We start from the raw sequence: 13494 nt of genomic DNA on the forward strand, positions 1-13494 counted from the left end.
GATCAACCGGAAATATTAGTCAAAATCGCAGTGCACACAGTCTCGACATCGACCCCTGTGTAACACGGCACGGTCAGCGTTTCATGCTGCAAGCGCACGGCATTGGGTTGCACATTGTCGTAGCACCGGCGGTAATACGTCGTGCCACTAAGCGAATAGGTACCAATGGTGGTTTCGACACCTTGCTCGCGCAACCGGCCAATCAAGGCATCCCGGTCGACGCCGGACGGCACCCGAAAAACCAGCGACTGCACGTTGTGCACAACATCACTACCTCGTGCCTGGGGCACGAAACCGGCCCCGGAGAGGCCTTCGATGTAGGCTTTGCGAATTTCATTGCGCTCGGCCACAATGGCATCGAGTTTGCGCAGTTGCACCCGGCCCATAATGGCTTGCGGCTCGGAGAGACGATAGTTGTAGCCCTGCTCGACGAAATTCAAGCCATAACCCAGCATTCCCCTGGCGCCGTGGTTGAGCTTGATGTCGAACCACGCCGACCAGTCGTCGCACCGCGTGGTAATAGCCCCTCCCTCACCCGTCGTCAGCAATTTGCGTGGATGAAAACTGAAACAGGTCAAGTCGGCGATACCCCCAACCTTGACACCACGTTCGCTGCTGCCGATAGCGCAGGCGGCATCCTCGATTAGCGGGATGCCGTGGGCGTGGCAGATGGCAAGGATGTCATGCAGGCCAGTCGGATTGCCGAAGGCATCAACGAAGATGACCGCCTTGGTGCGCTCGGTAATCCGCGCCTCCAGCGTCGCGGGCAACATGTTGTAGGTTTCCAAGGAAACGTCGGCGAAAACCGGCCGCGCCCCCAGATCCTCGACGACGTTGGCGGTCGCCGGGAAGGAGAAGTCCGAGACAACAACTTCGTCGCCCCTCCCGACCCCGAGCAACTTCAGGCAAACACTGAGCGCCGTGGTTGCAGACGTAGCCAGATGGGCATACGACACACCACAATAGGCGGCGATTTCCTTGCGGAAGCCCTCGACGTGCTGCCCGCGGGTGAACATGCCATCGGCGAACATCTGACGGAAATCGGCCTCGACTTCGTCGAAGGTAATGTAGGGGCGAATCAAGCGTATCACGCACGCTCTCCCTTTGATCCCAAGGCATTCTGATACCACACCAGCGTCTGAGCTAGGCCGGCATCGAACTCAGTCAGTTGGTAATCAATCAATGTCTGCACGCGTTCGTTGCTGGCGTTGTGACAAAGCACGTCGGACTTACGTCCCTCCTTACGCGGAATCTCGCCGGTATAACCGTAATAGTCGCAAATCTGGTAGATCAATTGCTCGACGGTAATCTGATTGTCGGTCGAAATGTTGATGTTATCGCCGGCCGGCATCACGTCATAGAGCTTGACCACGGCATCGACAGTATCGCTGACGTAGATAAAATCTCGGCTTTGCTGGCCGGTGCCATGGATTTCCGGAGCAATGCCGTTGAGCAGGCGCCATGCAGTCAGCGGAATGATCCCGGCGAGCATGCCCTTGTGGTTCTGGCGCGGGCCGTAGTTGTTGAATGGCCGGACTATGAAGGCGTCAACGTCGAACATGCGGACGTAGCTTTCCACGGCGAGGTCGGCAGCCGCCTTGCCGGCGGCGTAGGTGGTGGTCGGGTTGCGCGGATGCTTCTCGTCCATCGGCTCGTACACGGCAGTACCGTAAACTTCTGAGGTCGAAAAGTGGCACAGGGTCTTGAAGCGCCCTGCACGCTGTAATTCGAGCAGGTTGAGAACGCCCGTCACATTAGTAGCGAAGGCATTAGCTGGATTCAAGAACGAATAGTTCAGCGCCTTGGTCGCGCAGTTGAAGACCGTTTCAATCGCATGCTTGGCAAAGATGAACTCGAGCGAACTCGTAAATTCAATATCGTCACGGTAGAAAGTTACCATACCCGTCGCCAGCGCAGCCTGCAAATTCGCTTCGTCACCGAGAAATAGATTGTCAATCACCACCACATGGGAGGCTCCGTCAGCCAGCAAACGATCGACCAGATGGCTTCCAATAAACCCCGCCCCCCCCGTCACGAGAACGGTTTGCCCGCGCAGGCCCGCACGAAGCCTCATCGAAGCACCGCCTCACGAATTTTCTGGCAAATCACCTGGGCATCGAGGCCGGCAGCAGCATCCGGGAAGCCTGGTATGACCGCCCCCCGACAGGCACCAACAAACGCCTGCAACTCAAGTAGCAACGCTTCCTGCGGACGAACCTCAACCACTTCGTTCGAGGAAGAAATCACGTAGGCACCGCCATCTGGCTGCCTGGTTTCGGATTGCCGACTAATCAGGATTTCCTTGCGCAGCAGGTCGCAATCGACAAACATATCGAGGCAGGTGGCCTGGATCATACGAATTTTCTTTTCGGTGACCCGGCTAGCCTGGATACGCGAGAAGCGACCGTTCTTGTGCGTCAGCAGGGCCGAGGCGAGATCGATCATCTGCCCCTCACAGAAGCCATGCGCCGAGACATCGACTACTGGGCCATTGATATGCAGCGCAAGGTCGATATCGTGAATCATCAGGTCGGTGATCACATCGACGTCGGTAATCCGCGAGCTGACCCGGTTAGTCCGGGTCAGATCGATGCTGACTAGCTGCTGCGAGCGGTCGGTAATCTTCTTCAGTTCCTGGACTGCCGTATTGAAGCGCTCGATGAAACCGACCTGGAGGGTCGCACCAACTGCTTCACAGGCAGCAACGATGCCTTGGGCACGTTCCAGCGTATCGGCCAGCGGCTTTTCGATAAACAGTTTGCGCACGCCACGGGCGAGCAGAGCATGGACAAATTCAGCATGCGTCGAGGTGGGCGTACAAACCACCGCAGCCTCAATATCCAGATTTCCAGACGGCAATTCAGAAATAAAAGGAACATCCACAGCCGCAGCATGGGCCACAGCATTGGCATCGACGTCGAAGGCCAAGGCCAGATCGACAGAGTTGAGCATGGACAATACACGCAAATGATTGCGCCCCATTTTTCCGAGGCCAAATAGGCCTACCCGTAGCGGTTTGCTGGACATCAGAGCTCCTCCACTTTGTTACCGGCCTTGTCGATGCGTGCGACCGGGCGTGCCGGGTTACCCATTACGAGTGTATAAGGTTCGACGTCGTGGGTAACGACGCTGCCCGCCGCCACCATCGCGTATTCCCCAACGGTTATGCCACAGATCAGCGTTGAATTAGCGCCGATGCTCGCACCGTCCCTGACAAAAGTCGGTGTTATTTTCCAGTCAGCATTGAAAGCGCGTGGTATCCGATCATTAGTAAAACAGGCGTTCGGCCCAACGAAGACATCGTTGCCGATCGTCACGCCATGATAGACCGAGACACTATTCTGAATCTTGCAGCGATCACCGATCGTCACGGTGTGATCGATATAAGCATCTTTCGAGACGATGCAGTTCTCACCGATCACTACGTTTTCGCGAATCTGGACGTTGATCCAGACCCTGGTACCTTGACCAAGCTGCGCCTTGGGCGATACCGAGGCGGTGGGGTGAATAAATACTTCGGACATCGGCTATCTTTTCTTAGACAAGCGTCTTCTTGACGACGGCGACCACGGCTTCCAATTCATCAGCGGTCATGTAGGGGAACAGCGGTAAATTGAGGACGGTGGTGCAGTATTCAGCAGCTCGGCCATTCGAGACGGCCGCGTGGATATAACCCTCAGCACCCGGCTGAGCCGACAACGCACCTGGATAGATGTTTCCGAAACCAATGCCTTCGGCTTTCAAGACTGCCTCCAGCATGGCCCGTAGCGGTGCCTCGAGGTGGCAGACATTGCAGTAGCCGTTTTCAACATAGCCTTCTGGCACATCCATCACACGCAGCGGTAGTCCACGCAGTTGCTGACGATAGTATTCGGCCGATTGGCGCCTCGAGGCCAGGCGCTGCTCAATATGATCGAGTGACAGATTGACAAAAGCAGCCTGTAAAGAATCCATTCGCGAATTCCAGCCGACGCTAGCGTAACCGTAATGTTGGGTCCGGCCATGATTGCTAAGCTGGCGAACCCTATCGGCCAAATCCGGATTATTGGTGAAGACCGCACCGCCATCACCCGCTGCTCCTAGCACCTTAGCCGGATAAAATGACGTCGTGGAAATGAGTGCATCTTGGTAAATCGAATTGCCGTTGTATTCGACACCGTAGCACTGCGCTCCGTCTTCCAGCAGCATAACGCCACGCTCAGTGCACAGCTGGCGAATCGCCTTCAACTGAGTACTGCCCCAGCCATAAAGATGGGCAATTATCGCCGCCTTCGGTGCGTAGTTATCAATCGCCCGGATAATAGATGTGAGATCGACTCCGCCATCCTCTGGATCGACATCGAGCGTAACAGGGCTGGCGCCCACGTTAACCACAGCTTCGAAAGTCGCCCAGAAGGTTACATCTGGTACGAGCACAACATCACCGGCGCCAACTCCCATCGCTCGTAAGGCAAGCTGCAGCGCATCCGTGCCATTGGCACAAGAAACCGTATACGCAACCCTTAGTCGTTCGCAGAGCGCCACCTCCAGTTTCGCCACCTCCGAACCGCCAATAAAGCTAGCCGTGCTGCTCATTGTCGAAACCTTTTCCATCCAACGATCCAGAAAGCCGCTTTCAAAGCGCTTCAAGTCAACAAAAGGAACTGCCATAAATCCTCGCACATGCGTTTATTTAATCAATCAGTAGACATTGCTACTGCAACACCACGGCATAGCAATCCCGCCAGCCCATATCACAGGCCTAAAATCCAGCGTAGCCCCTCGGATTCCTCTGCTGCCAACGCCATGCATCGCTACACATATCTACTAGTCCGCGCTGAGCCTGCCATCCAATCAACTGCCGAGCCTGCAAAGGATTGGCATAACATATTGCCGTATCACCTTCTCGACGAGATCCAAAGGCACACCCTACTTTGCCCCCGGAGGCCAACTCAAAAGCACGCACCACTTCAAGCACGCTATACCCGATCCCCGTTCCCAAGTTCAACGCGAAACAACCCGCTTGTTTGAGACTGCTCAAGGCATTGAGATGTCCTTCGGCGAGATCAACTACGTGAATGTAGTCTCGCACCCCCGTCCCATCCGGCGTCGGGTAATCGTTACCAAAAATCTGCAGCCTTTCCCGTCGTCCAACCGCTACCTGAGCAATGAACGGCATCAGGTTATTCGGAATGCCCTGAGGATCTTCGCCGATCAGCCCCGACTCATGCGCACCAACTGGGTTGAAGTAACGCAGGATTGCGATGCGCCAAACAGGATCGGCGTGGTAGAGATCCCGCAGGATTTCCTCGATCATCAACTTGGTGCGCCCGTAAGGATTAGTGGCGGACAGCGGATGATCTTCCGTCAGGGGCAAGAACTGCGGTTCTCCGTAAACCGTCGCCGATGAACTGAATACCAGTGTCTTGATATCGCAGGCCAGCATCGCACGCAGTAAAGAATACGTACCAACGACATTGTTATCGTAATAATCGAGGGGCTTCTCGACTGATTCGCCGACAGCCTTGAGGCCGGCAAAATGGATAACCGAGGTGCAGGCATACTCGCGCAGGGCAGCCGTCAGCGCTGCAGTATCCCGAATGTCACCGCGCACCAGATGAGGTGCCTTACCGGTGATCATCCGGATGCGGTTGAGCACTTCCGGATGGCTGTTGCAGAAGTTGTCAAAAACCACGACCTCATGCCCAGCATTGAGCAGTTCGACGCAGGTGTGAGAACCGATGTAGCCGGCTCCGCCAGTGACGAGAATCATGGTGCGGTACTCCTCGGAAGGGCAAAGTATTTTACCCGGCTGCGCTCATTCGTCATAGAGGCGCCAGAAACTTGCAAAGCGTGGCAAACCACGGGAGGTGAAACCACGGTAACGGTAGGTGATTTTGCTGCCGATGGCGGGTGGGTTTTCGCGCAAAGCATCGCTCAGCCCCGAACCCAGCTTGAAGCGGAGCCCATCTTCGGTCTCCAGCAACAAAGCTCCCAGGCGACCGGCATGCCTCCCCTTCCCTGCGACATGGCCAACAACACGCGCTTCTGCATCCTGCTCCGGCTTCATTTTGACCAGTGTATCGCTACGCCCGGTCAGGTAAGGTGCATCACCCCGATGCAACATCAACCCTTCGCCGCCTTCAGCCACCACGGTAGCCAAGCGCAACTCAAGGTGCCGGCGATCGATCGGCGACTCCTGCGGAATTTGTATCAACCATGGCACATTGGCCGCCAGCACAATCTCACCCAGCCGCTTGTTGCGCTCCACAAATGAGCCCTGCCCCCCCGGCAACTCGAATACCATGTAGCGTACGGCACGCCACACTTGGTCGTCTGACTGCATCTGACGAACGATACCCGAGAGCCGATCGAACTGACCACGACCGATCCACAACTCCCCATCCAAGGCCACCTGGGGCAACGCAGCGACAAACCAGGCAGGAGCCGCAATGACACGACCACTGCGAAAACGTAGAACCTTGCCATCCCAAAATGCCCGTACGCCATCGAGTTTTTCGCTGACTAGATAACGGCCTACGTCCAGAGACGGCGAATATGTTGAAGCCAACAGCATGGCAGGGGGCGTAAAAGCACCAACCTCCAGCGCAGGCCCAAGCAAGGCAGCCAGGAGGAGGGTCTGTAACAGACGTGACATCAGACCTCGCCCGCCCAGTTACGTCGGGCTTGCCGAGCGACGCTGAAGGTATTCTCAAGTGCTTCGCCATCGTTGTTCGCCAAGGCGACACACAACGCATCAAGCTGGGCCCTGTAGGAATCAAGCTCCCCCAACAGAGCCTCTCTATTGGCCAAACAGATGTCTCGCCACATCTCCGGATGACTGGCGGCGATGCGTGTGAAATCGCGGAAGCCGGATGCCGCAAAGGTGAAGAACAGATCGGCATCGTCACGCACCGCAAGGTCATGGACCAGCGCAAACGACAGGAGGTGCGGCAGGTGGCTGACGGCGGCGAAGACGCGGTCATGCATTTCCGGCGTCAGTTCGTAGATATCGGCACCGCACAGCGACCAGGCGCGTTTGATGCGGTCGAGGCGCTCGTCGTTGTTTTCCGGCAGCGACGTCACCACGACCTTTTTGCCTTGATAGAGATCCCATCGCGCCGCAGCAGGGCCACTGTTCTCAGCACCGGCAATGGGGTGGGCCGGCACGAACTTGCCGATATGCCCCTTGAAGGCAGCCCGCGCCGCTGCAACGACATCGCCCTTGGTCGAGCCACCGTCGGTGACGATGGTGTTCGGACCGAGATAGGGCGCGATTCGTTCGAAGATTTCCGGCATCTGCGCCACTGGCGTCGCTACCAGGACGATATCGGCATCGCCGATTTCATGCGCCGGATTGATCCCGGCCCGGTCGATGACGCCGAGTTCCTGCGCCTTGCGCAGGGTAGCTGGCGTTCGCCCGAAACCGACCACTTCCTCGACCGCCCCCGCCTCCTTGAGGCCGAGTGCGAACGAGCCACCAATGAGGCCGGTGCCGAAGATGACGACCTTGCCGAACTCGGGCAATCCGGCTTCCATTTACAGTGCCTTTTCCAGGGCCTCGATGAAACGGGCGTTCTCACGCTCGGTACCGATCGTCACGCGCAGCCATTCCGGCAGACCGTAGCCACCAATCGGACGAACGATAACGCCCTGCTTGAGCAATTTTTGATTGACCGCTGCGCCGTCACCGGCGCGGAAGGTCACGAAATTGCCGTACGACGGGATGTATTCCAGATTCAGACGTTCCAGCGCAGCGACGATCTGCGCCATGCCGGCGCGATTCAGTTCGTAGCTCGCCTGCAGGAATTCATGGTCATCAAGCGCTGCCAGCGCCCCGGCCAGTGCCAGATTGTTGACGTTGAACGGCTGGCGCACGCGGTTCATCAGGTCGGCCACCTCCGCCGAGGCCAGCGCATAACCGACGCGCAGGCCGGCCAGGCCGTAAATCTTGGAGAAGGTCCGGCAGATGACCAGATTCGGGAACTCCGTCAGCCAGCCAGCCGTATCGACGCGCTCGGAAGCCGGGATGTACTCGTTGTAGGCTTCGTCGAGCACGACTACCACATCCTTGGGAACACTCTCCAAGAAGGCGCGCACCTCGGCGTAGGGTAGAAAATTGCCAGTCGGGTTGTTCGGGTTGGCGATCCACACAATGCGGGTATCCGGACGGATCGCGGTACGCATGGCGGCAAGATCGTGACCGTAGTTCTTGGCCGGCGTGGAAATCAGTTCAGCGCCGGTGGACAGCGTGGCCAGCGGATAGACGGCGAAAGCATGCTGCGCGAAAACCGCCGAGCGGCCCGGCGCCAGAAACACGCGGGCGATCAGGTCGAGCACGTCATTCGAACCGTTGCCGAGAACCACTTGGTTCTGCGCGACGCCGGCACGCTCCGCGACTCTGGCGATCAGGTCAAACTGGTCGGGATAACGTTCAACGCCGCTGATCGCCTTTTCGACCGCCGCACGGGCCTTGGGGCTCATGCCCAGCGGGTTCTCGTTGGACGCCAGCTTGACGATGCTGTCGACCGGAATGCCCATCTCGCGGGCCAGTTCGGTAATTGGCTTGCCCGGCTGGTAGGGCGAGATGGCGCGGACGTAGGACAGGGCTTGATCGGCAAGGCTCATGACGCGATCCTCAATAAACGGCGACCGGGTAGGAGCCGAGTGTTTTCAAGTAGGCCGCAGAACCGGCCAGTTTTTCCAGAGCAGCCTTGACCGCCGGCTCGTCACGATGCCCTTCGATATCGACGTAAAAAACGTACTCCCACAAGGCATTGCGCGCCGGACGCGACTCCAGCCGGCACATCGACACGCCGGCCGACGACAGCGGCAGCAGCAACTCGTGCAGCGCACCAGTGCGGTTCGGTGCCGACATGATCAGCGAGGTCTTGTCGCGCCCCGACGGGCCGGCATCGTGCTTGCCGAGCACCAAGAAGCGCGTCGTGTTATTCGGCTCGTCCTCGATGTTCTCGACCAGCTTGGGCAAGTCATAACGCTCCGCTGCCGCCTCGCCGGCGATGGCCGCGACACCGGACTCCTCGGCAGCCTTCTGGGCCGCCTGGGCGTTGCTGCCCACGGAAATACGTTGCGCATGCGGCAGCATGCGGTTCAGCCACTCGTGGCACTGGGCCAGCGACTGGGCATGCGAATAGACCTTGGTGATCTTGCCGAGATCGGTTTCGCGGGTCAGCAGGTTCTGATGAATGCGCAACACCACCTCGCCGCAAATCTTCAGCGAAGACTGCAGCAGCAAATCCATGGTCCGCCCGACTGCCCCCTCGGTCGAGTTCTCAACCGGCACGACGGCATAGTGTGCATGCCCGGATTCAACCTCGCGGAAAACATCATCGATTGAGCTTTGTGGCAGCAAACGGCCAGCATGACCGAAGTGCTTGGTAGCGGCCGACTCAGAAAAGGTGCCGAGCGGCCCCAGGAAAGCGATGCCGAGCGGCTGTTCGAGCGACAGGCAGGCCGACATCACTTCGCGAAAGAAGAAGGTGATGTTTTCGTTGAGTAGCGGTCCGGCGTTGGCTTCCTGCAAGCGACGCAGAACCTGCGCCTCGCGCTCGGGGCGATAGATGAACCCGGCTTCACCAAATTCGGCCTTGATCTCGCCAACTCGCTGCGCGCAACGCGCCCGATCGTTCAAGAGCTTGAGCAAATCGCCGTCGATGCGGTCGATATCGGCGCGCACGCCGGCGAGCGCCTTCTGGAGATCGTTCTGCGGTTGATCGCTCATGCCTCTACCCGTTACGTTTGGCAAAATCGTTCATGAAATCGACCAGCGCCTGCACACCGGCCAGCGGCACGGCATTGTAGATCGAGGCGCGCATACCGCCCACCGACTTGTGGCCCTTCAGCGAAACCAGACCGGCGGCCTTGGATTCGGCCAGGAAAGCCGCATCGAGTTCGGAATTGGCGAGCACGAAGGGCACGTTCATCGCCGAGCGGCAATCCGGATCGACCGGGTTGGCGTAGAAACCACCGGACTGGTCGATGCATTCGTAAAGGATGCGTGCTTTTTCGTCGTTGATCGCGGCCATGCCCTCCAGTCCGCCCTGGCGCTTCAGCCATTGGAACACTAGGCCGGCGATGTAGATGCCGTAGGTCGGCGGCGTATTGAGCATCGAGCCGTTCTCTGCCATCACCGCGTAATCCATCACCGTCGGAATGGTCAACGGCGCCATGCCGAGCAGGTCGCGATGCACGATGACCAACGTCAGGCCCGACGGACCGATGTTCTTCTGTGCCCCGGCATAGATCAGGCCGAATTTCTCGACATTGATCGGTCGCGACAGGATATGCGACGACATGTCGGCAACCAGCGGCACGCCCGTGTCGGCAATGCGATGGGCGGGAATCTCGACGCCGTGAATCGTCTCGTTGGTGCAGACGTGCAGGTAGGCGGCAAACGGATCGAGCTGGATTTCGTTGGCGTACGGCAGGCGGGTGAAATTGCTCGCCTCGGTCGTCGCCGCGCAACGCACCTTGCCGATACGCTGCGCTTCCTTGAAAGCCTTCTTCGACCAGGAGCCTGTGACGATGTAGTCCGCCGAACGACCGGCCAGCAGGTTCATCGGGATCTGCGCGAACTGCTGCGTCGCACCGCCCTGCAGGAACAACACCTTGTACTGCTCGGGGATGCCCATCAATTCGCGCAGGTCGGCCTCGGCCTGTTCGAGGATGGACATGAAGTCCTTGCCGCGATGGCTCATTTCCATCACGCTGCAACCGGCACCGTGCCAGTCGAGCAGTTCCTCCTGCGCCTGCCGGAGGACCTCTTCAGGAAGCGCAGCCGGGCCAGCGCTGAAATTCCAGATACGGCTCATCAGGCCTCTCCACCTTCGTTGTTGTCGGCAGGCTGCTCAACCGGCGTCGCATCGGAGGCCTCCGGAGTGACAGCGGCAGCGTCCACCTCTGCCTCGGCTTCCACCTCGGCCACCGATTCGGCAACCTTTTCCAAGCCGGCCAGTTTCTCGCCTTCATCCAGCGAAATCAAGGTCACGCCCTGTGTCGCACGGCCCATGCCGCGTATTTCGGAAACGCGGGTACGGATCAGCACGCCACCGGTGGTGATCAACATCACCTCGTCGTTGTCGTCGACCAGCTTGGCGCCGATGACCACGCCGTTGCGCTCGGAGTCGGCAATCGCCTTGACGCCCTGCGTACCGCGGCCGGAGTGACGGAAATCGGCGAGCACGGTGCGCTTGCCGAAGCCGTTCTCGGTGGCGACCAGCACGGTCTGCTGGTCGGACTCGGCGACCAGCAAGGAAATGACCGTCTGCCCCGGCTGCAGCTTCATGCCACGCACGCCACGGGCGCCACGACCCATCGGGCGGACGTCTTCTTCATCGAACCACACCGCCTTGCCGGCGTCGGAGACGAGCACGATATCGCTCTGGCCGGTGGTCAGTTCAACGCCGATCAGGTAGTCGTCGTCGAGCAGGTCGACGGCGATGATGCCGGCTTTGCGCGGGTTGGAGAAGTCGGACAGCGGCGTCTTCTTGACCGTGCCGTCGCGGGTGGCCATGAAGATGAACTTGTCGTCGGCGAACTCCTTGACCGGCAGCACGGCGTTGATGCGCTCACCCTCTTCCAGCGGAAAGAGATTGATGATGGGCTTGCCGCGGCTGTTGCGGCTACCCTGCGGCGCTTCGTAGACCTTCAGCCAGTAGCAGCGGCCACGGTTCGAGAAGCACAGGATGTAGTCGTGCGTGTTGGCGACGAACAGGTGATCGACGAAATCCTCGTCCTTGATCGCCGCCGCCTGCTTGCCGCGTCCCCCGCGCTTCTGGGCACGGTAGTCGGCCAGCGGCTGGGCCTTGACGTAGCCACCGTGCGACAGCGTGACCACCATGTCCATCGGCGTGATCAGGTCTTCGATGCCGAGTTCCTGGGTGTGCAGGACGATCTCGGATTTGCGCTCGTCGCCGTACTGTTCGTTGATTTCGTTCAGTTCGGTGACGATGATCGCCGTGATGCGCTCGGGCTTGGCCAGGATGTCGAGCAGATCGACGATCTTGTCCATGATTTCCTTGTACTCGCCGACGATCTTGTCCTGCTCCAGGCCGGTCAGGCGCTGCAGGCGCAGCTCCAGGATCGCCTGTGCCTGGGCGTCGGAGAGGCGATAGCCTTGCGCCGACAGGCCGAATTCCGGCAGCAGTCCCTCCGGACGCGAGGCATCGGACGCGGAACGGGCCAGCATTTCCTCGACCACCGGGCTGCGCCAGTCACGCGCCATCAGGCTACGCTTGGCGTCCGGCGGCGTCGGCGCCGCCTTGATCAGGGCGATGATTTCATCGACGTTGGACAGCGCAACAGCCAGACCCTCAAGGATATGGCCGCGTTCGCGCGCCTTGCGCAGTTCGAACACCGTGCGCCGGGTCACCACCTCGCGGCGGTGCGACAGGAAGCACTCCAGCGCCATCTTCAGGTTCAGCAGGCGCGGCTGGCCGTCAACCAGCGCCACCATGTTCATGCCGAAGGTATCCTGCAGCTGCGTCTGCTTGTACAGGTTGTTGAGAATGACCTCGCCGACCTCGCCGCGCTTCAGTTCGATGACGATGCGCATGCCCGACTTGTCGGACTCGTCGCGGATATCGGAGATGCCCTCGATCTTCTTCTCGTTGACCAGCTCGGCGATCTTCTCGATCAGCGACTTCTTGTTCACCTGATAGGGAATCTCGTCGACGATCAGCGCCTGGCGGTCGCCCCGGCCAATATCCTCGAAATGGGTGCGAGCACGCATCACAACGCGGCCGCGACCGGTCTTGTAGCCTTCACGCACGCCCATCACGCCGTAGATCAGGCCAGCCGTCGGGAAATCCGGCGCCGGAATCAGCTCGATCAGATCGTCGATCGAAATCGCCGGATTTTCCAGCAAGGCCAGGCAGCCGCGCACCACTTCGCGCAGATTGTGCGGCGGAACGTTAGTCGCCATGCCAACCGCGATACCGGCCGAGCCGTTGATCAGCAGATTGGGGATGCGCGTCGGCAGGACGGAGGGTTCCAGCTCCTTGCCGTCGTAGTTCGGCTCGAAATCGACCGTTTCCTTGTCGATATCGGCCGTCAGATCGGAGGAAATGCGCTCCAGGCGGCATTCGGTGTAACGCATCGCCGCCGCATTGTCGCCGTCGATGGAACCGAAGTTGCCCTGGCCGTCGACCAGCGTGTAGCGTAGCGAAAAATCCTGCGCCATGCGGACCAGCGTGTCGTAAATGGCCGAATCCCCGTGCGGGTGATACTTACCCATGACCTCGCCGACGACGCGGGCGCATTTAACGAAAGGACGGTTCCACACGTTGTTCGTCTCGTGCATGGCGTACAGCACACGGCGATGCACCGGCTTCAGGCCGTCGCGCGCATCCGGCAACGCCCGGCCGACGATCACGCTCATCGCGTAATCGAGATAGGAACGCCGCATCTCGTCTTCGAGGCTGATCGGCAATGTTTCTTTGGCGAATTGGTCCATGTCTCACATCCGCACCGCCTAAGCGGCACTTTGTTGGTTGA

Annotated in this window: 12 protein-coding genes; all 12 read right to left on the reverse strand. The window is 59.2% G+C overall.

Annotated elements, in window-relative coordinates; translation table 11 throughout:
- Positions 1-2: 2 nt before the first annotated feature.
- A complete protein-coding gene (locus AB6Q56_RS09870; RefSeq protein WP_434516871.1) occupies positions 3-1091 on the reverse strand; it encodes a DegT/DnrJ/EryC1/StrS family aminotransferase in 1089 nt (362 codons plus the stop codon).
- Positions 1088-2074 carry an NAD-dependent epimerase/dehydratase family protein gene (locus tag AB6Q56_RS09875; RefSeq protein ID WP_434516872.1) on the reverse strand — a complete coding sequence of 329 codons (987 nt, stop codon included), beginning with the start codon at positions 2072-2074 and terminating at the stop codon, positions 1088-1090. Before AB6Q56_RS09875 ends, AB6Q56_RS09870 begins: the two co-directional genes overlap by 4 nt.
- Positions 2071-3027 (reverse strand): Gfo/Idh/MocA family protein, encoded by a 957-nt coding sequence (locus AB6Q56_RS09880; RefSeq protein WP_434516873.1) that lies wholly within the window; start codon positions 3025-3027, stop codon positions 2071-2073. Before AB6Q56_RS09880 ends, AB6Q56_RS09875 begins: the two co-directional genes overlap by 4 nt.
- Complete coding sequence (locus AB6Q56_RS09885) at positions 3027-3524, reverse strand: acyltransferase (RefSeq protein WP_434516874.1); 498 nt, start codon at positions 3522-3524, stop codon at positions 3027-3029. Before AB6Q56_RS09885 ends, AB6Q56_RS09880 begins: the two co-directional genes overlap by 1 nt.
- Positions 3525-3537: 13 nt before the next feature.
- Positions 3538-4650, reverse strand: a complete 1113-nt coding sequence (locus tag AB6Q56_RS09890) for a DegT/DnrJ/EryC1/StrS family aminotransferase (protein WP_434516875.1) — start codon at positions 4648-4650, stop codon at positions 3538-3540.
- 91 nt (positions 4651-4741) lie between these two features.
- Positions 4742-5752: a UDP-glucose 4-epimerase GalE gene (gene galE, locus AB6Q56_RS09895; RefSeq protein ID WP_434516876.1), complete on the reverse strand. Its 1011-nt coding sequence runs from the start codon at positions 5750-5752 to the stop codon at positions 4742-4744.
- A gap of 45 nt (positions 5753-5797) precedes the next feature.
- Positions 5798-6637 (reverse strand): DNA ligase, encoded by an 840-nt coding sequence (locus tag AB6Q56_RS09900; RefSeq protein WP_434516877.1) that lies wholly within the window; start codon positions 6635-6637, stop codon positions 5798-5800.
- Positions 6637-7518 carry a prephenate dehydrogenase gene (locus AB6Q56_RS09905; RefSeq protein WP_434516878.1) on the reverse strand — a complete coding sequence of 294 codons (882 nt, stop codon included), beginning with the start codon at positions 7516-7518 and terminating at the stop codon, positions 6637-6639. Before AB6Q56_RS09905 ends, AB6Q56_RS09900 begins: the two co-directional genes overlap by 1 nt.
- Positions 7519-8607 carry a histidinol-phosphate transaminase gene (gene hisC, locus AB6Q56_RS09910; RefSeq protein ID WP_434516879.1) on the reverse strand — a complete coding sequence of 363 codons (1089 nt, stop codon included), beginning with the start codon at positions 8605-8607 and terminating at the stop codon, positions 7519-7521. It lies immediately after the preceding gene.
- 10 nt (positions 8608-8617) lie between these two features.
- Complete coding sequence (pheA, locus tag AB6Q56_RS09915; protein ID WP_434516880.1) at positions 8618-9721, reverse strand: prephenate dehydratase; 1104 nt, start codon at positions 9719-9721, stop codon at positions 8618-8620.
- A 4-nt stretch (positions 9722-9725) separates the two neighbouring features.
- Complete coding sequence (serC, locus tag AB6Q56_RS09920; RefSeq protein ID WP_434516881.1) at positions 9726-10811, reverse strand: 3-phosphoserine/phosphohydroxythreonine transaminase; 1086 nt, start codon at positions 10809-10811, stop codon at positions 9726-9728.
- Complete coding sequence (gene gyrA, locus AB6Q56_RS09925; RefSeq protein ID WP_434516882.1) at positions 10811-13453, reverse strand: DNA gyrase subunit A; 2643 nt, start codon at positions 13451-13453, stop codon at positions 10811-10813. The genes serC and gyrA overlap by 1 nt, the downstream gene beginning before the upstream one ends.
- Positions 13454-13494: the final 41 nt, after the last annotated feature.

Source organism: Dechloromonas sp. ARDL1, assembly GCF_051122455.1.
Classification (GTDB): Bacteria; Pseudomonadota; Gammaproteobacteria; order Burkholderiales; family Rhodocyclaceae; genus Azonexus.